21 protein-coding genes are annotated in these 23,137 nt (G+C 32.0%); 13 read left to right on the forward strand and 8 right to left on the reverse strand.

Going from position 1 to position 23,137, the window contains the following annotated elements; translation table 11 throughout:
- Nucleotides 1-162 precede the first annotated feature (162 nt).
- From rocF to glmM, 4 genes are all read left to right on the forward strand, one after another.
- On the forward strand, nucleotides 163-1,071 hold the full coding sequence (gene rocF, locus HMPREF3154_RS10520) for an arginase (RefSeq protein ID WP_023351327.1): 909 nt from the start codon (nucleotides 163-165) through the stop codon (nucleotides 1,069-1,071).
- A 136-nt stretch (nucleotides 1,072-1,207) separates the two neighbouring features.
- Nucleotides 1,208-2,014 (forward strand): diadenylate cyclase CdaA, encoded by an 807-nt coding sequence (gene cdaA, locus HMPREF3154_RS10525; RefSeq protein WP_002435856.1) that lies wholly within the window; start codon nucleotides 1,208-1,210, stop codon nucleotides 2,012-2,014.
- Nucleotide 2,015: 1 nt separating this feature from the next.
- Nucleotides 2,016-2,948: a CdaR family protein gene (locus HMPREF3154_RS10530; RefSeq protein WP_023351328.1), complete on the forward strand. Its 933-nt coding sequence runs from the start codon at nucleotides 2,016-2,018 to the stop codon at nucleotides 2,946-2,948.
- A gap of 27 nt (nucleotides 2,949-2,975) precedes the next feature.
- Nucleotides 2,976-4,334 carry a phosphoglucosamine mutase gene (gene glmM / locus HMPREF3154_RS10535; RefSeq protein ID WP_002435830.1) on the forward strand — a complete coding sequence of 453 codons (1,359 nt, stop codon included), beginning with the start codon at nucleotides 2,976-2,978 and terminating at the stop codon, nucleotides 4,332-4,334.
- 87 nt (nucleotides 4,335-4,421) lie between these two features.
- Here the strand turns inward: glmM and HMPREF3154_RS10540 are convergent, their stop codons facing one another.
- Genes HMPREF3154_RS10540 through HMPREF3154_RS10555 form a run of 4 tightly spaced genes read right to left on the reverse strand, consistent with a single transcriptional unit; the run spans nucleotide 4,422 to nucleotide 9,608 of the window.
- Complete coding sequence (locus HMPREF3154_RS10540) at nucleotides 4,422-5,534, reverse strand: mannitol-1-phosphate 5-dehydrogenase (protein ID WP_023351329.1); 1,113 nt, start codon at nucleotides 5,532-5,534, stop codon at nucleotides 4,422-4,424.
- On the reverse strand, nucleotides 5,534-5,968 hold the full coding sequence (locus HMPREF3154_RS10545) for a PTS mannitol transporter subunit IIA (protein ID WP_002435784.1): 435 nt from the start codon (nucleotides 5,966-5,968) through the stop codon (nucleotides 5,534-5,536). Before HMPREF3154_RS10545 ends, HMPREF3154_RS10540 begins: the two co-directional genes overlap by 1 nt.
- 11 nt (nucleotides 5,969-5,979) lie before the next feature.
- On the reverse strand, nucleotides 5,980-8,007 hold the full coding sequence (locus tag HMPREF3154_RS10550) for a BglG family transcription antiterminator (RefSeq protein ID WP_023351330.1): 2,028 nt from the start codon (nucleotides 8,005-8,007) through the stop codon (nucleotides 5,980-5,982).
- Between the two features lie 32 nt (nucleotides 8,008-8,039).
- Entirely contained in the window at nucleotides 8,040-9,608 is a 1,569-nt protein-coding gene (locus HMPREF3154_RS10555; RefSeq protein WP_030062747.1) for a PTS mannitol transporter subunit IIBC, read from the reverse strand.
- A 669-nt stretch (nucleotides 9,609-10,277) separates the two neighbouring features.
- Here HMPREF3154_RS10555 and glmS point away from each other — a divergent pair.
- Together glmS and HMPREF3154_RS10565 are read left to right on the forward strand one after the other, a co-directional pair.
- Nucleotides 10,278-12,083 carry a glutamine--fructose-6-phosphate transaminase (isomerizing) gene (gene glmS, locus HMPREF3154_RS10560; protein WP_023351331.1) on the forward strand — a complete coding sequence of 602 codons (1,806 nt, stop codon included), beginning with the start codon at nucleotides 10,278-10,280 and terminating at the stop codon, nucleotides 12,081-12,083.
- 271 nt (nucleotides 12,084-12,354) lie between these two features.
- The gene (locus tag HMPREF3154_RS10565; RefSeq protein ID WP_023351332.1) at nucleotides 12,355-13,212 is read left to right on the forward strand and encodes a Cof-type HAD-IIB family hydrolase; all 858 of its coding nucleotides are present in this window, start codon (nucleotides 12,355-12,357) and stop codon (nucleotides 13,210-13,212) included.
- A gap of 65 nt (nucleotides 13,213-13,277) precedes the next feature.
- Here the strand turns inward: HMPREF3154_RS10565 and HMPREF3154_RS10570 are convergent, their stop codons facing one another.
- Nucleotides 13,278-14,477, reverse strand: coding sequence for a Lytic regulatory protein (locus HMPREF3154_RS10570; RefSeq protein WP_023351333.1), 1,200 nt, complete (start codon nucleotides 14,475-14,477; stop codon nucleotides 13,278-13,280).
- Nucleotides 14,478-14,610: 133 nt separating this feature from the next.
- On the opposite strand from HMPREF3154_RS10570, the gene HMPREF3154_RS10575 reads away from it, so the two are divergent.
- Nucleotides 14,611-15,342 (forward strand): metallophosphoesterase family protein, encoded by a 732-nt coding sequence (locus HMPREF3154_RS10575; RefSeq protein WP_002453743.1) that lies wholly within the window; start codon nucleotides 14,611-14,613, stop codon nucleotides 15,340-15,342.
- 57 nt (nucleotides 15,343-15,399) lie between these two features.
- Here the strand turns inward: HMPREF3154_RS10575 and czrB are convergent, their stop codons facing one another.
- Both czrB and HMPREF3154_RS10585 read right to left on the reverse strand, forming a co-directional pair.
- On the reverse strand, nucleotides 15,400-16,380 hold the full coding sequence (czrB, locus tag HMPREF3154_RS10580; protein WP_023351334.1) for a CDF family zinc efflux transporter CzrB: 981 nt from the start codon (nucleotides 16,378-16,380) through the stop codon (nucleotides 15,400-15,402).
- A gap of 1 nt (nucleotide 16,381) precedes the next feature.
- Nucleotides 16,382-16,699: an ArsR/SmtB family transcription factor gene (locus HMPREF3154_RS10585; RefSeq protein WP_030062749.1), complete on the reverse strand. Its 318-nt coding sequence runs from the start codon at nucleotides 16,697-16,699 to the stop codon at nucleotides 16,382-16,384.
- Between the two features lie 155 nt (nucleotides 16,700-16,854).
- Here HMPREF3154_RS10585 and HMPREF3154_RS10590 point away from each other — a divergent pair, with 155 nt between their 5' ends.
- The 6 genes from HMPREF3154_RS10590 (at nucleotide 16,855) to HMPREF3154_RS10615 (ending at nucleotide 22,196) form a co-directional block, all read left to right on the forward strand.
- Nucleotides 16,855-17,508: an SDR family oxidoreductase gene (locus HMPREF3154_RS10590; protein WP_023351335.1), complete on the forward strand. Its 654-nt coding sequence runs from the start codon at nucleotides 16,855-16,857 to the stop codon at nucleotides 17,506-17,508.
- 464 nt (nucleotides 17,509-17,972) lie between these two features.
- Nucleotides 17,973-18,911, forward strand: a complete 939-nt coding sequence (gene manA / locus HMPREF3154_RS10595) for a mannose-6-phosphate isomerase, class I (protein ID WP_023351336.1) — start codon at nucleotides 17,973-17,975, stop codon at nucleotides 18,909-18,911.
- A gap of 62 nt (nucleotides 18,912-18,973) precedes the next feature.
- Nucleotides 18,974-19,204, forward strand: coding sequence for a hypothetical protein (locus HMPREF3154_RS10600; RefSeq protein ID WP_002453738.1), 231 nt, complete (start codon nucleotides 18,974-18,976; stop codon nucleotides 19,202-19,204).
- A gap of 237 nt (nucleotides 19,205-19,441) precedes the next feature.
- Nucleotides 19,442-20,818 (forward strand): EVE domain-containing protein, encoded by a 1,377-nt coding sequence (locus HMPREF3154_RS10605; RefSeq protein WP_023351337.1) that lies wholly within the window; start codon nucleotides 19,442-19,444, stop codon nucleotides 20,816-20,818.
- A gap of 267 nt (nucleotides 20,819-21,085) precedes the next feature.
- Nucleotides 21,086-21,496 carry a thiol-disulfide oxidoreductase DCC family protein gene (locus HMPREF3154_RS10610; protein WP_023351338.1) on the forward strand — a complete coding sequence of 137 codons (411 nt, stop codon included), beginning with the start codon at nucleotides 21,086-21,088 and terminating at the stop codon, nucleotides 21,494-21,496.
- Between the two features lie 253 nt (nucleotides 21,497-21,749).
- Nucleotides 21,750-22,196 carry a Dps family protein gene (locus tag HMPREF3154_RS10615; protein ID WP_002435760.1) on the forward strand — a complete coding sequence of 149 codons (447 nt, stop codon included), beginning with the start codon at nucleotides 21,750-21,752 and terminating at the stop codon, nucleotides 22,194-22,196.
- Nucleotides 22,197-22,332: 136 nt separating this feature from the next.
- On the opposite strand, the gene deoD is transcribed toward HMPREF3154_RS10615, so the two are convergent.
- Nucleotides 22,333-23,043 (reverse strand): purine-nucleoside phosphorylase, encoded by a 711-nt coding sequence (gene deoD, locus HMPREF3154_RS10620; protein WP_002453735.1) that lies wholly within the window; start codon nucleotides 23,041-23,043, stop codon nucleotides 22,333-22,335.
- Nucleotides 23,044-23,137: the final 94 nt, after the last annotated feature.

Genomic DNA, 23,137 nt, shown 5'->3' on the forward strand with positions numbered 1-23,137 from the left:
AGAGGGTCAGAGGTTCGAATCCTCTATGGCTCACTTTTAAACACCTTCATTATTGAGGGTGTTTTTTTATTATTTGATTTAAATAAATATAACTACAATACTTCTTGAAAAATGCAAGCGTATACATTATTCTGAATCTATGTAAATGAAAGGGGTATTGTCATGAATCAACGTATTGAAATTATTGGTGCACCTTCCACATTCGGTCAAAAGAAACTTGGTGTAAACTTAGGACCAGATGCAATTCGTTATGCAGGATTATTGTCACGTCTTAAAAAAATGGGACTTGATGTTATAGATAAAGGTAATATAGAAGTACCAACATTAGATGTAGAGAAATTTAACTCTGATCAAGAAGGGTTAAGGAACTATGATGAAATAGTAACTGTTTCTGAAAATCTTAGCAAAGCTACATCAGAAATAGTAGAGAAAGGAAACTTTCCACTTACACTTGGTGGCGATCATTCAATAGCTGTTGGTTCGATTTCAGGTATTAGTCAACATTACGAAAATCTAGGTGTCATTTGGTACGATGCTCATGGTGACTTAAATGTACCTGAAGAATCTCCTTCTGGTAATGTTCACGGTATGCCTTTAAGAATATTAGCAGGTGATGGACCAGATGAACTTGTCAATATAAATGATTTTACGCCTAAAGTTAAACCTGAAAATATCGTATTAATTGGTATGAGGGATTTAGATGAAGGTGAAAGGAAATACATAAAGGATAAGAATATTAAAACTTTTACTATGGCGGATATCGACCGGTTCGGAATACAAGAGGTGATTGAAAGATCTCTTGAGTATCTAAAATCTAGAAATATAGATGGCCTTCATTTCTCACTAGACGTTGATGCTTTAGATCCCGCTGAAACTCCTGGAACGGGTACAAGAGTAATGGGTGGTTTGAGCTATAGGGAAAGTCACTTTGCACTCGAATTGTTAAATGAATCAAAATTAGTTACTTCAATGGATATAGTTGAGGTTAATCCTCTTATTGACAATTCGAATCATACTGCTGAACAAGCTGTTGCGCTATTAGGTACTTTCTTTGGTGAAACACTTCTATAAATAAAATTGTGAAAGCACGACTTACATGGTATATACTGTGTAAGTTTTTTTATTTTTTAGTCTTTGTTCATATGACACTATTAACAATGATTGGTATAATAATTAATATGGAAAAATATTACCCGGAGGAGATGTTATGGATTTTTCCAACTTTTTTCAAAATCTTAGTACATTAAAAATTATTACTAGTGTACTTGATTTACTGATTGTTTGGTATGTACTTTATCTTCTCATAACAGTTTTTAAAGGCACTAAAGCGATTCAATTACTAAAAGGGATTGTCGTAATTGTTATCGGCCAACAAGTCAGTAAGATGCTTAATTTAACAGCAACCTCTAAATTATTTGATATCGTTATTCAGTGGGGAGTACTTGCACTAATTGTTATTTTCCAACCTGAAATACGACGTGCATTAGAACAATTAGGTAGAGGTAGCTTTTTAAAACGTTATACCAACACTTATAGTCGTGATGAAGAGAAATTAATACAATCTGTTTCTAAAGCTGTTCAGTATATGGCTAAAAGACGAATAGGTGCACTTATTGTTTTTGAAAAAGAAACAGGATTACAAGACTACATAGAAACTGGTATTCCAATGAACTCAGATATTTCTCAAGAGTTATTGACAAACGTCTTTATTCCAAACACACCATTACATGATGGTGCGATGATTATTCAAGGTAGTAAAATAGCTGTAGCAGCGAGTTATTTACCTTTATCAGACAGTGTTAAAATATCTAAAAGTTTAGGAACAAGACATAGAGCAGCAGTTGGGATTTCAGAGGTATCTGATGCTTTTACAGTTGTAGTTTCAGAAGAAACTGGAGATATATCTGTAACTTTTGATGGTAAACTTAGAAGAGATATATCTAATGAAGTTTTCGAAGAATTACTTGCTGAACATTGGTTTGGCGCACACTTTCAAAAGAAAGGTGTGAATTAAAATGTTAGAAAGTAAGTGGGGATTAAGATTTGTAGCGTTAATCCTAGCTATATTTTTCTTTTTATCAGTTAATAATGTATTTGGAAATGTGTTTAATACAGACGATATATCACAGAAATCCACTAAAACAATTCAGGATGTACCTGTAGATGTAATTTACAATAATAAAGATTTACATGTTACGAAAGCGCCTGATAATGTCGATGTTAATTTATCAGGCCCCCAATCAAAGTTAATTAAAATTGAAAATCCAGAAGACCTTAAAGTAACAATTGATTTATCCGATAAAAAAGCTGGAGAGTATCACAAGAAATTTCAGGTTAAAGGTATAGATGACGATGTAAGCTACAGTGTAAAACCTAAAAGCGCAGATGTTCATCTAGAGAAAAAGATTACTAAAAAAATGCATGTTCAACCTGATGTAAGTCAAAGTGATATTGATGCAAAGTATAAAGTAAGTAAACAAAGCATTTCTCCTGAAACTGTTAAAGTGACAGGTGGGGAGCAACAGCTTAAAAAAATTGCTTATTTAAAAGCTACATTTAAAAAGGCTAGTAAAATTTCAAAAGATACAAATGATGTAGCTGAAGTCAATGCATTTGATAAAGAATTAAATAAATTAAATGTCTCAATTAATCCTAGTGAAGTAGATTTAAAAGTTGCAGTTGAACCTTATAGTAAAAAAGTAAAAGTTCGTACTAAATCAACGGGTAAACTAGATAATGATAGAGAATTAGATAATATCAAATTAAACGATAAAGAAGTTGAGATTTACGGTAGTAGAGACGATTTACAAAGCATCAATGAAGTAACAGCTGAAGTTGATTTAGATGGCGTATCAGAATCAACTGAGAAAACAGTAAAATTTGACTTGCCAGACAATGTTACAAAAGTAAGTCCTAAGGAAACGAAAGCATATATAAACGTTAAATAATTGTTAGATATAAAGGAGAGTTTAAAAATGGGAAAATATTTTGGTACTGATGGTGTTCGAGGCATTGCCAACCAAGAGCTTACACCTGAATTAGCTTTTAAATTGGGTAGATATGGTGGATATGTTTTAGCACATAATAAAGGGGAGAAGCATCCAAAAGTACTAGTGGGTAGAGATACGCGTGTTTCAGGTGAAATGCTTGAATCAGCCTTAATCGCAGGTCTTATCTCTATTGGCGCTGAAGTCATGCGTTTAGGTATTATTTCAACACCAGGTGTAGCTTATTTAACTAAAGAAATGGAAGCTGCTTTAGGTGTTATGATTTCAGCTTCTCACAACCCAGTTGCAGATAACGGCATAAAATTCTTTGGTTCAGATGGTTTTAAATTATCTGATGATCAAGAAAATGAAATCGAAGAATTGTTAGATCAAGATAATCCTGAATTACCACGTCCTATCGGTGAAGACATTGTACATTACTCAGATTATTTTGAAGGTGCTCAAAAATATCTAAGCTATTTAAAATCAACTGTAGATGTTAATTTTGAAGGACTTAAAATTGCTTTAGATGGTGCTAATGGTTCTACATCATCACTAGCACCGTTCTTATTTGGTGATTTAGAAGCTGATACTGAAACAATTGGATGTAATCCGGATGGATATAACATTAATGAACAATGTGGTTCTACACATCCTGAGAAATTAGCGGAAACTGTCTTAGAGACTGAAAGTGATTTTGGTTTAGCCTTTGATGGCGATGGAGATAGAATTATTGCTGTAGATGAAAATGGTCAAATTGTTGATGGAGACCAAATCATGTTTATAATTGGTCAGGAAATGCATAAAAACCATGAATTAAATAATGATATGATTGTCTCAACAGTTATGAGTAATCTCGGTTTTTATAAAGCATTAGAAAATGAAGGTATTCAATCTAACAAAACAAAAGTAGGAGATCGTTACGTTGTCGAAGAAATGAGAAGAGGTAACTATAATCTTGGTGGCGAGCAATCTGGTCATATTGTGATGATGGATTATAATACAACGGGTGATGGATTACTTACAGGTGTTCAACTTGCTTCTGTAATTAAAATGAGTGGTAAATCACTAAGTGAATTAGCATCACAAATGAAAAAATATCCTCAATCTCTTATCAATGTTAAAGTAACTGATAAATATCGAGTAGAAGAGAATATTCATGTACAAGAAGTGATGACTAAAGTTGAAACTGAAATGAATGGGGAAGGTAGAATTTTAGTTCGCCCTTCAGGTACAGAACCTTTAGTAAGAGTTATGGTGGAAGCAGCCACTAATGAAGACGCTCAACGTTTTGCTCAAGAGATTGCAGATGTTGTTCAAGATAAAATGGGATTAGATAATGCGTAACGAATAAGTTATTCTTATATTCCTTATTAATAAATTAAAACACCTTCGAAAGAATCTTTCTTCTTTCGAAGGTGTTTTTTATATCATTTACTTTTTCTGTAATAATTCTAGTTCTTTAACAATTTCATCAGCTAATTGATCGTCAACTTTGGCATATGTTTTTAAGAAGGCCTTAGCACCATGTTCTTTAATATAATTATTTTTTTCTACTGTTTCTTGATCAGCATTGTCATCGTATGCAAGAAGAAGAGCAGCTGCTTTAACTAAACCTTCACGTTCTAAACCTTTATTATATAAATAAGTTAATGGTTTAATAATACGATCTTTAGGACCTATTTTACGTATTGTTCCTCGACCAACTCGTGTAACTTCATCAGATAGGTTAGGATTGTTGAAACGATCAATAATTTTCTCAACGTATTGCTTTTGTTCATTTTTAGAGAAATCAAATTGATCTGTGATATATTGACTCGTTTCACTAAGAGCTTGGCGAAGGCCTGCTTCTATTTGTTTATCTTCGATAGAATCTAAAATAGTAGCTTTATTTTCAAAATGACCAGCGTAAGCTAAAAATGCATGTCCTGTATTAACTGTTAGCAATTTTCTTTCTATATATGGTGTTAAGTCATCTACATATTTAATATGTTCTAATTCTTCACCGTACCAAGCATCTTTTTCGATAACCCATTCAAAGAAAGGTTCTACCATGACGTCTAATATATTTTCATTTTTTTGTAATGGCACAATTCTATCCACTGCTGAATTTGCAAAATGGATATTGTCAGCTAATGGCCCAGTAATATCCAGAATGGCTTTTTTCAAAGTATCTGTGGCCATAATTGCATTTTCACAAGCAACAATATTTACATGATTTTTCTTTTCTTTTAAATATGGAGCAAATGATTTAGCAATAATTGGTAAAATATTTACTCCAACAGCCGTTGTGATTAAATCTGCTTCAAGTATTGCTTCTTTAAGTTGATCTGAGGGTTTAGCTGAATTAATAGCATCTACATTATTCACTCGAGTTGTTGTTTTAGCTTCATCAGCTAAAATAACATCGTATTGATGTTCACTATCCAGTGCATTAATTATATCTTCATTTACATCTGCAAAGGTAACTTTAATGTTATTGTCAGCTAATATATATCCGATAAAACCTCTGCCGATATTGCCGGCACCAAAATGAACTGCTTTCATTATGCGTCAGCCTCCTCGAATACTTGTTTAATTTCATCTGCAGATGTAGCATTTACGATGCGATCAACATTTTCTTCTTCACTAAAAGTAATTGCAATTTTAGAGAGTAAATCTAAATGATCGCCATCTTTACCTGCAATGCCAACTACGACTTTTACTTCTTCGCCATTCCAGTCAACACCTTCAGGAATTTGTAATAAGCTTAAACCTGAACGAATCACATTACCTTTAGCTTCTTCAGTGCCGTGAGGAATTGCTAATGCATTACCCATGAAAGTTGATACTACGTTTTCACGGTCTTTCATAGCTTCGATATAGTTTGGTGTTACAGCACCACTATCAACTAAAACTTGTCCTGCTTTTTCGATTGCATCATTTTGATCAGATGCTGATACATTTAAAAAGATATTGTCATTACTAAATAATTCACTCATTTAAAACACTCCTATTGTAATTGATTTTTTATTTGATTTAATAATTTGCTTCTTAAAATAGTTTTAAATTCATATGGATTTTGCATAAATTCTTCGATGTCATTCAAATGCTCGCTTAACGCCTCTGAGAGGGCACTTACGAATTGAGCCATTTTTTGATTATCTGGAATAAACATACTTATCAAATAATGAACTGAATTTAAATCATTTTGATTACGTTGCAATTGTATCGGTTCTTCCAAAATAGTAATAAGTATGGAAGGTTTTTTGAACATGTTATCTTTTAAATGTGGGATTGCTACCGGATAAGGATGTAACACCCAATTAGGATTTTGTTCAAACTTTGATTGCAGTAAATCAGCGAATGATTGCCTGTCCTCAATTATATTTTCATTTAATAAGTAAGTTTCTAAATATTGCTTCCAATTATCTACTAATTTATATTCTATTTTCACTGAATCTAATACCTCTAAACCTATGCGCATATCTTGAATTATTTCTTCAGGATTTGTAAAGGTATTTGAGTTATCATTTTCAGCTAGAAGAGTTTGATTTGAATTCGTACTTAGAAAAGAAGCTACATAAGACACTTCATGTTCTGGTAATAATGGATTAACAATTAGAAATGGGGCTTCGATATCTAAATTTACAGTCGAAATAATTCCGTCGTAGTTATTTAAATCTAATACATTCAAGTCGCTTACAGAAGCTTGAGTAATTCTTTCAATTTCACTAAAGACTTGCTCAAGACGATTGGCTAATAAACGACTTGTTCCAATGCCACTACTACATACGACTAGGATATTTAAAAAGCGATTTCCTTGATTTTTGATGGATCCACCAAAATGAAGCACTATAAAAGCAATCTCACTTTCAGGAAAAATTAAATCAGACCACACCATATGCAATGCTTTATGAATCGTTTCAAAAAGACGAGGATATTTAAATTTAATCATTTCAGTTAAAGGATTGTAGGTTTCAATGTTAGATTTCAAACGATTAATTGCAGGATTGATATGCAATGTTAACCCCTCGATTAAGTTTTCCTTATCTTTAAAATGTTGTCCCGATATTCGTGTAACTGTATTAACAAATTGACGAATCTTTTTACTACTATTATCTTCCTCAGAATTAGAATCCTTTGTACCTTTACGTTTAGCACCACGCAAATGAATTGTTATAAAAGTGATTTCAGCTTGGTTAAACTCAACGTTATATATTTCTTCAAGACGTTTAGCAATTTCTGTTGCAACTTCATGCTCGAAGGTATCTTTAACTGTTTCATATATATCTTTATTTAGTGAGACGTATTCACCATTTTGCATACGTGTAATACTTAACACAATGTGAATCGTCAAAGTTAAATAACTAGATTCTGTTAGGGTATAGGGCAGTTGACCTAAATAGTCCATCAATATACGTTCAATTTTAAATATTCGATCTAAATCTACGAGAGATTGTTGAGAATGATTCAAAGATTGGTAAACAAAGTGATTTTCAATTACAGAATAAACGCTTGTACTATTTAAGTTATTTACCATAAGTTGACTAAGAAATTCTCTTTTTTTAGACTCAGGACCATTTAAGTAGACACCTTCGCCACGTTTTCTTGAAAGTGACAGTTGATAAGATAATAATTCTTCTTCTAAATCATCTAAAAGTTTAGCTAGAGCTTGAATTGAAACACCAATTTCGTGTGCTAAACTAAATTGTTTTATTGCGTGTTTAGTTTGTATAAGAGCATAAAGAATGATTACTTTTTGTTCTTCAATTGATAAATCTAATGTTTGTTGAGTTGTAACTGCTTCCTTCAATCGTCTAATATTGTTAGCTTCTCCAGACAATCGTATACCCTTTTTATTGGCTCGCTCTAATTGTATTGAAAATGTACTTAAGTACGATTCAATTTGTTTTAACTCTCTATGAATAGTACGAGAGGACACCGCTAGTTGTTGAGCGATGTCGTATATAGTGACATATTGGCCGTGATACTTGATTAATATTTCAATAATCTCTTTTTCACGTGTACTCAGTAACATGGCGGTATCCTCCATTTTTGAAAATAATTAAGTTAATCTTCGTGCTTTAAATTATTTAATAACTCTTCATATCTTGGTGAATTTAAGAAGTTATCCACTGAAATATGAATAGCATTTGGAACTTGTTTAATGGCACGATCTGTTAGTGTTTTTTGCGTGATTACAAGTTGTGCATCATGAGGTAATTGATTAATAGCTGTATTAGTCACATTGACGTCAGTAATACCAGCTTTCTTAAATTTATTACGTAGCATACTTGCACCCATAGCACTTGAACCCATACCCGCATCACATGCGAATATAACATGATTTACACCGCTATAATCGTGTGCATCAACATTCTCAGTATTGTAATTATCTAAAAGTTGTTCAGTATTATCTTCATCATTTTCTTTCTCATTTTCTGTAGAAGACATAGTAACACCTGTTGTTCCAGCTGCGCTCGCATTCTGTGCATTTGAACGAGTTGCTTCTTTATCAGAATGCGTTAGTTTAGATGAAACGTTAGATTTTTTACCTTTCGTCGCTTCCATTTGAGCTGTAGCAGATTCTAAATCTTGTTTAGGTTCTTTAGTGAATTTCATAATAAGTGCTGCGATGACAAATGATACTAATGTAGCAAGTACTACACCAAGTAACATGTGTAAGAATTCGCCTCTAGGTGCGTTTAAGCAGTAAACGATAAATGAACCTGGGGACGCTGGACTTTTGAAACCGAAGCCAGTAGCTTGATAAGTTGCAACGCCCGTCATACCACCTAAAATAACTGCAATAAATAGTAATGGACGCATTAAAACATATGGGAAGTAAATTTCATGAATACCACCTAGGAAGTGGATAATACCTGCACCATATGAAGTTGCTTTAGCAGTTCCTTTTCCGAAAATCATATAGGCCAATAAAATACCTAGACCAGGTCCAGGGTTAGATTCAATAGTAAATAAGATAGATTGACCAGCATGAGCTGCTTGGTCGGTACCAAGTGGTGTAAATACACCATGGTTAATCGCGTTATTTAAGAATAAAATTTTAGCTGGTTCAACAATAATACTTACTATAGGTAGTAAATGAAGGTGAACTAAGAATTCAACAGCAACAGACAAGATGTGCATGATGAATTTCATGATTGGAGCTAAAATTTCAAAACCAATAATTGTCATAATAAAACCTAAGATACCTGCAGAAAAGTTATTGAATAACATTTCAAAACCTTGTGGTGTTCTAGGTTGCACGAATTGGTCTACTTTTTTCATTAACCAACCAACAAGTGGCCCCATAATCATGGCACCAAGTAACATTGGTGTTTCAGGTAAAGCTACAATAACCCCCATAGTTGCTGTAGCTGCAATAATACCACCACGTAAACCATGAATTAAACGCCCACCGCTAAATGCGATGAGTAATGGAATTAAGTACGTAATCATCGGTCCAGCTAATTGAGATAAATCTTTGTTAGGGAACCAACCATTATCAATGAAGATTGCGGCAATAAAACCCCATGCGATAAATGCACCAATGTTAGGCATAATCATACTGCTTAAGAATGATCCAAACGCTTGGACTTTACGACCGACTCCTTTTTTCTCTTGAGTTTGTGACATCTCTACACCTCTTTTTTAATTAGTATGTGACTATATTTAGTTTAAATCTTGTAGTTAGTTTCTCTCAATATAAACAAAAATTGAGTTTGTCATGATATTTGTGACAAGATTAAGTCTAACTATTATATATAGTAGAACTTTGAATTAGTTTATATTAATAAGTTTTTTCAAAGGTTAAAAAATAAGTTTTTTAACTTATTTTAGGAAGTATTGTTAAATCATTTGCAAAATAAATCATCGTCAGTGTACAATAATGATTAATGGAAAGGAGGAAAGAAAGTAAATAAATAGTTATAGCGCCTGTGCAAATGACTATATTATTGTTGAAAATTAAAAGTTAATTATGAGAACTTTTATAGAGAATAATATAGCTTTTGTAGACGAGGAGGATAGTGATCGAATAGATCGGCGGATGCTATCCCGGATGTGGCTCATTCGTTAGCTTATTAAGTAAAACACTAGGGCAACTTAGTGGACAAAGTTAATAAGATCGCCGAAATAAAATACTACTAAGGGAAGCGTAGAGTAGCGTGTTAAAATGATCAATTACACACGCTTATTTCTTAATGTCCTCGTATGACATCATTGATATGGTAGAAGGTTATTAATATAAATTAAAATAACAAATCATATTGCTCTTGCTATCCCTCATTTTGGAGGAAATAGATTATGTGTGGAATTGTTGGTTATATTGGATACGACAATGCTAAGGAATTACTTTTAAAAGGTTTAGAAAAATTAGAATATCGTGGTTATGATTCAGCAGGTGTTGCTGTAGTTAATGACCAAGGAACTAAAGTATTTAAAGAAAAAGGTAGAATTGCTGAACTACGTAAAGTCGCAGATAACAGTGATCAAGATGGAACAGTAGGTATTGGTCATACACGTTGGGCAACTCATGGTGTACCAAACTATGAAAACTCTCATCCTCATCAATCAGCAACAGGTCGTTTCACATTAGTACATAATGGTGTGATTGAAAACTATGAGGAGTTGAAAGCTGAGTACCTATCAGATATTAAATTCCTTTCTGAAACTGATACAGAAGTGATTGTTCAGTTAATCGAACACTTTTCAAATGAAGGACTTTCAACAGAAGAGGCCTTTACTAAAGTTGTGACTTTATTAAATGGTTCATATGCTTTAGGTTTATTGGATGAGCAAGATAAAGATACGATTTATGTAGCTAAAAACAAATCTCCATTGCTTGTTGGCGTGGGTGAAGGTTTCAATGTTATCGCTTCAGATGCATTAGCAATGTTACAAGCTACTAACCAATATAAGGAGATTCATGACCATGAAATCGTAATTGTTAAACGCGATGATGTGGTAATCAAAGACACTGAAGGTAATGTTCAAGAGCGTGAATCTTATACTGCTGAAATCGATGCTTCAGATGCTGAAAAAGGTGTTTATGATCACTATATGTTGAAAGAAATTCATGAACAACCAGCAGTTATGCGTCGCATTATCCAAGAATATCAAGATGAAGAGGGTAACTTGAAAATTGATAAAGACATTATCAAAGATGTCGCAGATGCAGATCGTATTTACATCATTGCAGCAGGTACAAGTTATCATGCCGGTTTAGTAGGGAAAGAGTTCATCGAAAAATGGGCAGGAGTACCAACAGAAGTACATGTTGCTTCAGAATTTGTTTACAATATGCCTTTATTATCTGAAAAACCATTATTCATCTATATTTCACAATCAGGTGAAACAGCAGACAGTCGTGCCGTACTAGTTGAAACGAAAAAATTAGGTCATAAATCATTAACTATTACTAATGTTGCTGGTTCAACGTTATCTCGTGAAGCGGATCATACATTACTCTTACATGCAGGTCCTGAGATTGCTGTAGCATCTACAAAAGCATATACAGCTCAAATTGCAGTATTATCAATACTTTCACAAATCGTAGCTAAAAATCACGGTCGTGAAGCTGATATCGACTTATTAAGAGAATTAGCTAAAGTAACAACTGCTATTGAAACTATCGTTGATGATGCACCAGTAATGGAAGAAATTGCTACTAATTTCTTAGAAACAACTCGTAATGCATTCTTTATAGGACGTACAATTGATTATAATGTAAGTTTAGAAGGTGCATTAAAACTCAAAGAAATCTCTTATATTCAGGCTGAAGGATTTGCTGGTGGTGAATTGAAACACGGTACAATTGCACTTATCGAAGAGGGTACGCCAGTTATCGGTTTAGCAACTCAAGAGAATGTTAACTTATCTATCCGTGGTAATATTAAAGAAGTTGTAGCTCGTGGTGCTAATCCTTGTATCATTTCAATGGAAGGCTTAGATAAAGATGGTGATACGTATGTTATCCCTCATGTACATGAGTTATTAACACCATTAGTTTCTGTTGTTACTATGCAATTAATTTCTTATTATGCTGCATTGCACAGAGACTTAGACGTTGATAAACCACGTAACTTAGCTAAATCAGTTACAGTTGAATAATTGAACTAGTTTTTAAAACCAGTTAAGGGAAACCTTGCTGGTTTTTTTAAAAACATTTTTAACAGAATATTCCGAAAAATAGCGTCGCAGTAGCTTATAATATCAATGATGTATTTTAAATTGAAATGCATCTTCGTTAATTCTACAAAAGGCAAAGGTTTCTTAGCTATATGTATGATATCAACGCTTTATTAAAGTTAAAGTCGTTGCACTTTATATCAAACAGTGACACAATTTATTTAAGTAATTAAAGTAACGAGTGGAGGATAATATGAATAACGTTAAAGCAATATTCCTAGATATGGATGGAACAATTTTACATGAAAATAATAAAGCATCTAACTATACCAAGGAAGTGGTAGATGAATTACGTGAAAAGGGTTTTAAGGTATTTCTAGCCACAGGTCGTTCATATTCTGAGATACATCAACTCGTACCTGAAGGTTTTAAAGTTGATGGAATTATTAGTTCTAATGGTACTACTGGTGAAATCGAGGATCAAAATTTGTTTAAACACAGTTTATCTTTAGAACAAGTTAAAAAAATTGTTAAATTAGCTCAACAACAACATATCTACTATGAAGTATTTCCTTTTGGAGCACAACGTATCGTTTTAAAAGAAGATTATCAATGGATGCGTGACATGATTACTGGTGAAACGCCACCCAATAATGTAAGTCATAGTGAATGGACTTCAAGACTAGACGCTATGAAAGATAAAATTGATTGGCGTGACGAGTTGCCGGACTTAGATTATTCTAAAATCTATTTGTTTAATCCAAATCTTGATAAAATTACCACATTCAGAGATGAACTTATTCAGAATAAAGTTTTGCTAAGTATAAGTGTTTCTAACTCGTCTCGTTATAATGCAGAAACAATGGCGTATAATACCGATAAGGGTACGGGGATTAAAGAAATGATTGAACACTTTGGTATTCAGCAAGAGGAAACATTAGTCATTGGAGATAGTGATAATGATCGTGCGATGTTCGACTTTGGGCATTATACAGTTGCAATGAAAAATGCACGACAAGAAATTAAAGATATCACAGATGAAGTGACTGAGGAAACAAATGAAGAAGATGGGGCAGCTAAATACTTAAAATCACGATTATTAGACAAATAAATATATAAACATTAAAAACTCGCAAGTAACGATAATAGGTTACTTGCGAGTTTATTTAATAACTATTATTTCTTGTCAAAAGTGTCTTTAGCTCTATCTGTAATGTCGTTTTTATTGTCAGACACCTTTTCAGAAGCTTTGTCTTTTAAATCTTGACCCTTACTAGAAGCGTTATCTTTTTGATTGCTAAATTGATTTTCAGCTTTATCTTTAAGATTATCACCTTTAGAGTCATTGTCGTTCACTTTATCTTGAACTTTTTCTTTTAAGTTAGATGTTTTACCTTTGTTATCGTCTTTAGATGTAGCTAATGAATCTTTGTCATTCTTCTTACCTTTGCGAGCTTTCTTACCAGGTTTATCAATTTTATCACCACGTGTGATGAAGTAATAAATGATACCCATAAGAATGATAAAGTAAATAACAATTCTAATTAGAATGATTAAAATAAGCACAACGTATGCAAGAATTTGAGCAACTGATTGTGACATATGACTAGTTAAATAACTAAATAGGGTAATTAATGGTTGACCTGTAATAAGAACAACTAGGTTAAGTAATAAAATACCAATAAAGAATTTTAACCAAGTTTTCTTACCATTCTTAATTCCATTAAATCCTTCTTTAACATTACTCATTGCTTTTCGATGTGGATTTTCTGCAAATGCAACTGTGTAATTAATCATGAAGATTAAGAAGAACCAATAAACGATTGAAGTAATGAATCCCATTAGTAAAATAATTACAATTTGAGAAATAATTAAAATAGCAATTGAATTATCCACATTACTTACTGATTGTTGTATCCACGCATACAATTGAATAAAAGTGACATTGTACAATAATTTTAGTAAGTATGCAATGATAAACATAATCATAATAGCAACAACTGAGATCAATGCTAATAATAAAGATGTTGCATAACGGCCTTTTTTAAAGGCAAAAAATAAATCACTAAATTTAATTTTTTCGTGCTTCATAGCCTTTTGGATAACATTAATAGCACCTGCTAATAGTTGATATCCAAGGAAAATAAATAGTAAAGCTAAAATAAGATAAATAATAATAATAGGGATGTACATTGTTAATGAAACGGATTGTCCGAATTGTTGTAACATTTGCATCTGAGTAGAAAATTGAGCTATAAATGCTGATGCAAATCGATAAACAATAAAACAAACTGCAAAACTAATTAAAGCGAATAATAAAGCTTTGAGTAGTTGCGGTTTAGCATTTTTAAATGCCGATTTATAATATCTAAACAAATTTTAAGCACTCCTTTAACGTAATATAAATACAATATCAAAAATCTTATTTTTTTTAAATTAATATCTAACATAAAAGGGTATTGAAGTGTTAAAATATGCTAGTAAATTCACATTGAAAGGAGATATCATCATGAAATTTGCAGTTATTACTGATATCCATGGTAATTATGATGCATTAGAAAAGGTGTTAGATGATATTGATAGTAGAGAAGATATCGATAAAATTTATAATCTTGGCGACAATATAGGTATTGGACACGAGACAAACAAAGTTTTAGATACTGTATTTGATCGTGATGATATGGAAATGATTGCCGGTAACCATGATGAAGCAATCATGACACTAGTTAATAACACACAATATCCTGAAGATCTTAAAGGCAAATTTTATGAGCATCATCAATGGATAGAAAGCCACCTCGATGAATCATATTATGATGAATTAAATCAATTACCACGATACATCGAGAAGACTATTAAAGGTAAAAAGGTTTTATTTATTCATTATGAAATTCCTAATGAAAAATTAGAAGTAGGAATTGAAGGGCAACCTTTCGCACCGATGGCTAGTGATGATGAGCAAGAGATTTCTAAGCTTTTTGAAGATAAAGACGCGGATTTAATATTATTTGGCCACAATCATCGTTTACATTTATTTGATGATAAATCTACAATTTACTTTAATCCAGGTGCAGTGGGATTAAATAACGGAGCTCATACTGTATATGGTATTGTTACAATTAATGAACAAGGCATTTCTGTTGAACGTGTAAAACTAGACTATGATGAAGAAGAATTTATAGAAGGTTTTGCTGAAAAACAAGTACCAGCAAGAGACTTTATTTTTAAAAACTTTATGTAAATAATTGAATATCCTCAAGGATGAGACATTGGAAGTGTCTTGCCCTTGAGGATATTTTTAATGACTACTGGCATGTGTATGAGTGTGTATGTGTTCATGAATACCTGAACATAATGTTGAATCATCATGTTTATGTTTAGGTGTTTCAAGTTGTATTGTCATGTGTTGAACATTTTGATGCAATAAATCATGTTCAATGGTTTCTAAAAGATTTTCACATTCTTTAACTGTTAATTGCTCTGAAACAACTGCGTGACAACTGAGTGCATTCATATCATTTGATATAGTCCAAACATGATAATCATGTACATTTTGAATGCGTTCGTCTTTAGTGATTGTAGATATCACTGCTTCTAGGTCTACATCACTAGGTGTACCTTCCATTAAAATATTTAGTGAAGATTTTGCTATACCGTAAGCACTTTTTAAAATAATTAGTGACACCAGAATACTAGCGATAGGGTCAGCAAGAGTAAAGTTAAACGCCCAAATTAATAATGCTGCTACGATTGCACCAATTGAACCAAAGAGATCACCTAATACATGGATAAAGGCGCCACGCATATTTAAATTATGAGATGTATCACCGCCTCTAAACATTAACGCTGCAACTACAATATTAACGATTAAGCCAATTAAGCTTATAATAAACATCTCTTGAGATTGCACCTCTGGAGGGGCGAAAAATCTACGAATAGCTTCGATAATAATCATAAGACTGATTATAAATAAAGTTACGCCATTGAATAAAGCAGCGAGCACTTCAAAGCGTTTATAGCCATAGGTTTTAGTTTGTGTAGCATTCTTTTCCGCATATATAAATGCGATAAGTGCTACGCCAAGTGAGATGGTGTCACTTAACATGTGAAATCCATCAGAGAGTAAGGCCAAGCTATTGGCAATAAATCCACCGATGATTTCTACTAACATAAATAATCCTATAATAAAGAAAGAGATTAAAAGTACTTTCTTATTATTTGTATGGACATGACCATGTGCATGATTGTGACTATGATGTTGATGATTGTGATTTGTCATATTAACTTCCACCTTCATTTGGATGACTAGCATGATGAATGGCTTGTTTGAGTAATGTAGATACGTGCTTGTCGTCTAAAGAATATATCATAGATTGACCTTGTCGCTTTGATTTAACCAAGTGTGTACTTTTCAATAACTTTAGTTGATGTGACACATTTGATTGAGACATATTCAATGTATGTGAAATGTGTCCTACACTTGCTTCTCCAAATTCTAATAATTCCATAATACGTAAACGGTTGAGATCGCTTAAAGCTTTGAATATCTCAGTGACTTTGCTTAAAGTATCTACATCGGTATGTTTATTTTGATCAATGTCATTCACCTTGAAGCACCTCTTTATATGAATATTTGTTCATATATTAATATAATTTATTGCGGTAGTGATGTCAATCGTATTTTTATTGGGTTTACTTTTTGAAAATGAGTGGTAAACATCAATTACGATTTTAAAAAGGGAGGACGTTAAGAATGAGTATTTTATTAATCGGTGCTAATGGTGGCGTAGGTTCAAGATTAGTACAACAATTAAAATCAGATAATATTGATTTTACTGCAGGTGTTCGTAAAGAGGAACAAGTGAAAGAATTAAAGGACCAAGATGTCGATGCAACGTTGGTAGATGTTGAAAAAGCCACTGTTAAAGATTTAACTCAACTCTTCGACAATTACGATAAAGTTATTTTCTCAGTAGGTTCAGGTGGCAGTACAGGCGATGATAAGACAATTATAGTTGATTTAGACGGTGCTGTTAAAACTATTGAAGCAAGTAAAGAGGCGGACATTAAGCACTATGTAATGGTTTCAACTTATGATTCAAGAAGAGAAGCTTTCGATTCTGCTGGCGATTTAAAACCGTATACAATTGCTAAACACTACTCAGATGATTATTTAAGAAATTCTGGTCTTAATTATACAATTGTGCATCCAGGGAGACTTACTGATGATGAAGGTACTGGTAAAATTGAAGCAGATTTATACTTTGATAAACGTGCGTCTATTCCTCGAGACGATGTAGCAACAGTGCTTAAAGAAGTAGTTACATCAGATAAATTTGCTAATCAAGAATTTCAAATTCTTAGTGGCGATAAAGAAATTAAAGATGCGTTACAAAAATATGAATAATCGTTATAAAAATGATATTAGCAAAAGCAGTCGAGTTACCTTTTAGGTGATTCGGCTGTTATTTGTTTTAAATTATCGAGTGAAAAATGGTTTATTTAACTTCAGATTGATATTGTTAATAATAATGCAAAATTTTAATTAATTAGTGAAGCGTTTGATAAACTAAAATTGAATTAAAGATGATTTGTTCTATTTATTTTTAAATAATAATTTTTATTCAAAAAATTCGGTACTTCTTTAGGTTTTGAAATGTGGTACAATCATAAATAGTGATAATGAAAAATAATGGATATAACTTAAAGTTAGGGAACTCAATACATAATTATTAAATTGACTGTTGTCTCTTTAGAAATATAGAAACTACTTAATAATAAAGTGAAAAATGTCTTTAAGGAGATAAGTATACTTAAGTTAACTTTAGAATGATAGATTAAGTTGACGTTTAAGATAATGGAGGTGTAATGATGCCGTTATTTTTAAAGCCTATTTTTCATGAAAAGGTTTGGGGTGGAAGTAAACTCCAACAATTTGGATATCATCTTCCAGATGAGCATATAGGTGAGTGTTGGGGAATATCCGCACATCCGAATGGTAAGAGTGAAATTCTCAATGGACCTTATGCGGGGCAGACACTAGATCAAGTTTGGAACGACCATAGAGAACTATTTGGCGAGTTTCCAAGTAAAGATTTCCCTTTAATGGCTAAAATTGTTGATGCTGAGGCACCTTTATCAATACATGTTCATCCTGATGATTCATATGCTTATGAAAATGAAAATGGTCAATATGGCAAGTCCGAATGTTGGTACATTATCGAAGCGGAGGAAGATGCTGAAATTACCATTGGCACTAAAGCATCATCTCGTGAAGAATTTGAACAACAAATAAAGGAAGGCAAGTTCCAAGAAAACTTAAGAAAGATTAAAGTTAAACCTGGAGACTTTTATTTTATTCCTGCTGGCACAATTCATTCTATAGGCGCTGGAATCATGGCATATGAGACAATGCAGTCATCTGATGTATCATATAGAGTATATGACTACGATCGTAAACTTAATAACAATGAACAACGGACACTAAATGTCTCTAAAGCATTAGACGTAATGGAGTACTCTAGTGAACTGCCAAATATTGTACCTCAGAACGAAGTGATAGAGAATCACAATTGCACCCACGTAGTGTCTAATGACTTCTTTACTATAGTAAAATGGGAAATTTCAGGTACATTAAATTATATGAAGCCACGTGAATTTTGCTTAATTTCTGTATTAGAAGGTAATGGTAAAATTATTATTGATGGTGAAATTTTTGAGATTGAAAAGGGAACTAATTTTGTTTTAACATCTGAAGATTTAGATAGCGTATTCGAAGGTGATTTTACGCTTATAATTAGTTATATTTAAGCTTGATTAAAAATAAATTGCTAGTAATTATATAGAGATTAATCATACAAGGAGCGTTAGTTTTGAAGCAATTTTTATATATTTCTCTCATTTGTGGAATGATTTCAGGAGCTGGAATATTTTTACATATGCCACATTACCCTACATTAATTCTACCGAGAGTTGTAGCAATTGTAGGTATTATTAGTGCTTTGATTACGATTAAAGATAAAGATATTAATGCTATGCTTAAATTAGGTGGAGTAATGATTAACGTCATTCCGTTATTAGGTAGCATGATTACACCTCATTAATAAATTTGTTTATTATAGGTTATGTAAATGTTTATCAAAAGTTTTAATGACTTTTTATTCGAAGCTAAGACAGATGAGTTGTCTTAGCTTCTTTTTCTTAAAATGATAAAAACAGCTAATTGTTAGAGAATATTGAAAATGTGTGATAAAAATTATGATAAAATGAATTTAAAATTTGTATCAAAGTATTCGTAATACACATTTATTTAAATTATAGGTTAGATAAGGAGTATCATAATGACTGAGGAAATTAACTATTTTTGGCTAAACTGTGGTTATAATAGATGGAATCACAATGAACCCCTTGTAGGTCAAACAACTTTATTTGAATCGGGTGCACATTTCAATCCTTCTCAAGGATTTCGTGCTTTTAAAAAGGCCAAAGCAGGAGATCAAGTCATCTTTTATCAAGTACAAACCGATTCTGGTTTATTAGGTATAGGCGAAATCATAAGTGTTCAAGCAGGCGCTCAAAATAAAATCAGGGTAGAATTTAAATTCAATGAAGAACTGAAATCATTGACAACCGACTATTTAAAACGAAGTGAAGCTTTAGATTTTCGTATGAATAATATGAAAGAAACGTTGTTTAATCAAATTAAACAATCAGAATTTGATTTAATTGTAAGTTTAGGAAAAGGGGGAACTAAAATCCCAAGATACTTTTTATTATCTGAAACAGATGACTTTGAACCAGGTAAAAATTATACAATTTTTACGCATACTTACAATGGAATAAAAAGAAATGGTTATCACTTCTATACACAACTTGAAGTTGGAGATAATATTATTATCTATAATAAAGAAAAAGATCAATCAGTAGTAGGTATCGGTGAAGTGTCTCGTCATATTCATGAGAAACCTCCAATTCCAGGTAGAACGAATAGTACGGCTATAGAAATCTTGTATGGCAAGAATATTAACCCAATTTCTTTAGGTCATTTAAATAAACATCAGAAATTAAAGAATTTATATTTCTTACAAGAAAATGCTAAACAAGCTATCGCGAGTATGTCACAAACACAATATGATGCTATATTAGAAATGAGTGACAATAATGGTATTAAAAATCCATTCGAGACAGTTCAAAAATCAGAAGTCACTGAATATCAAAATGATGATTCACTCAAACCATTTATATTATTAGTTGTTGATAGAAAAGAAGAAGGCTTAAAAGCAGCTAATGATTTATTACAAAAAACAAATGCAAATCCTGTCATTACTAGTGGACATCCTGATTTTACAGAGGATATGTTATATGGCAAATATTTACCAAATGAATCAGGCGCTCTATATTATCGCGAAGGATTTATTACGCAATTAATGCCTACCAAAGATAAAAATTATTTAGTTATTGATAATTTTAATCGTATCGATCCAGATATCTTCCAAACGTACATTAATGTATTAGAAGGTTATGAGGTGACATTACCTAGGTACAATAAAGATGGAAGTATGATTAAATGGTCTAAAAACAAAGATTCCTTCTATCACTTTAATCCTAATTGGCATATTATTGGTGTAACATATGATTCTATAGAGGACATTAAACAGAAGTATTCTCAACAGTTTCTTAAGTATACGCGCATTGTACGCGTTAATCATTCAGAGTAAGTTAGTTTAATAGAATATCTTAATTAAATTTTAGAAATTAAATTTGAAATGACTCTCCTCAAACTCTTTACGTTAATAAGTGAAAGTTTTGAGGGGAGCTTTTTATGTTTTAAAGATTCTTAATCGCCATTAAGTTAAATACAAATGCTTTTATTTCAATTAATTAAAATTACTAAAGAAATGTTTGTAAATGAGGAGGAGGCCGTGTTTATGATGTTTTGAAAAAAGGAAATGTAATTGTAAGAGTTAATAAAGGAGGTATTTAATATGCCTATTATATATTATGACGGTAATTGCATTTATTGTTATAATTATGCGATTTGGCTTATTCAAAATGGACTTTCTAAGAGCTATGAGTTCGCAACTATAAAAGGTGAGATTGGCGAACAATTTTTTAATCAACACCCCGAAGCCAAAAATAGAAATAGTGTAATCTTGCAAAAAGGTGATCATTTAGAATATAAATCAGACGCAATTGCTACGCTTATTACTTCGTTGCCAAACAATAAAAAATGGTTAGGTATAGGTCTAAGAGTACTGCCGAAACCAATACGTGATTTAGGTTATAATTTATTTGCTAATAATAGAGACAAAATGTGGAAGACACACTGGCATAAGCCTACTGAATATGAAAAATCATTCTTTTTAGATGATAATGCTAAAATCAAGTTAACTTAATTGATAATTTTGACTACTAATTGATAATATATAGGTGGAAGTCAAAAAGTAAAAATAACTTTCAATATTAGAAAATATTAGAATTTGTATGTAATGAGTTCATTGATCAATGCAAATAAGCATCGTCATAATTTCGACAACAATTTGAAATAATTATAAATAAAAGTGTGATTTTGCTTTACAGATTAGAATTATTATAATATAATAATTATTGTAATCAAGGAAAGCTGATTAATTAAGGAGTGTATTTTAAATGAGTAATCAACAAGATGTAGTAAAAGAATTAAATCAACAAGTAGCAAACTGGACAGTAGCATACACAAAATTACACAATTTCCATTGGTACGTAAAAGGACCAAACTTCTTCTCATTACACACTAAATTCGAAGAACTTTATGATGAAGCTAGCCAATATGTAGATGATTTAGCAGAAAGAATCTTAGCTATTGGTGGTAACCCAATCGGTACTTTAACTGAAAGCTTAGATAAATCAATTGTTAAAGAGGCTGGAAAAAATTATGCAGCTGAACAAATGGTAGAAGAACTTTCACATGATTTCACTAATATTTCTAAACAATTAGAACATGCAATAGAAGTAGCAGGTAATGCAGGTGATGATGTATCAGAAGATATGTTTATTGGCATGCAAACTTCAGTTGATAAACATAATTGGATGTTACAATCTTATTTAGGTAAATAATTTGATAGACAACGTTCTAAAAAATAAATTTGGACATAATTGCTAAAAATAATAGCAGTAAGAAGATTTCAATTAGAATCTTCTTACTGCTATTTTTATTTTCAACACTAAGTACTAGTGTTGATCCTTTAATATTTTATTCAGCAATTTCAAGTGCAATTTCCATCATTTGAGTGAATGATGTTTGTCTTTCTTCTGCACTTGTAGCTTCATCACGTAAAATATGGTCACTAACTGTGAAGACGCCAAGTGCTTTTTTACCTGCATTGATGGCATTTAAATATAAACCTGCTGATTCCATTTCAATTCCTAATATACCCATTTTCTTCCATGCATCGTTAAATGTTGCATCTGCATTATAAAAAGTATCAGATGATAATACATTTCCCACATGTGAAGTAGCACCAATTTCGTCTGCTGCTTTTTTAGCTTTAGTAATTAAGTCAAAATCAGCAATCGGCGCAAAATGTCCAGGAATATTAAATTGATCTACATAATTTGAATTTGTTGATGCAGCTTGAGCAATAATTACATCATATAAATTAACATCCTCTTGAAGTGCACCACATGAACCCACGCGAATAATTGTTTCTACATCAAAGAAATTATATAACTCATAAGAGTAAATACCAATACTTGGAATTCCCATTCCTGACCCCATAACTGAGATTTCTTTACCTTTATATGTTCCTGTATAACCGAACATGTTGCGTACTTCATTAAATTGTTCAACATTTTCTAAGAAGTTATCCGCAATATATTTTGCACGTAGCGGGTCACCTGGCATTAATACAGTTTTAGCAATTTTTACACCATTTGGTTGAATATGAGGTGTACCATTCGTCATAAGTTATCTTCTCCTTATTATTTAAGTTATCAATATAGATTAAAAAGCTTTATATCACAATATAAGATAACATTTGTTTATCTTTTATGCGAAT

Origin of the sequence: Staphylococcus sp. HMSC06C11 (genome assembly GCF_001808345.1) — a bacterium.
GTDB lineage: Bacteria > Bacillota > Bacilli > Staphylococcales > Staphylococcaceae > Staphylococcus > Staphylococcus capitis.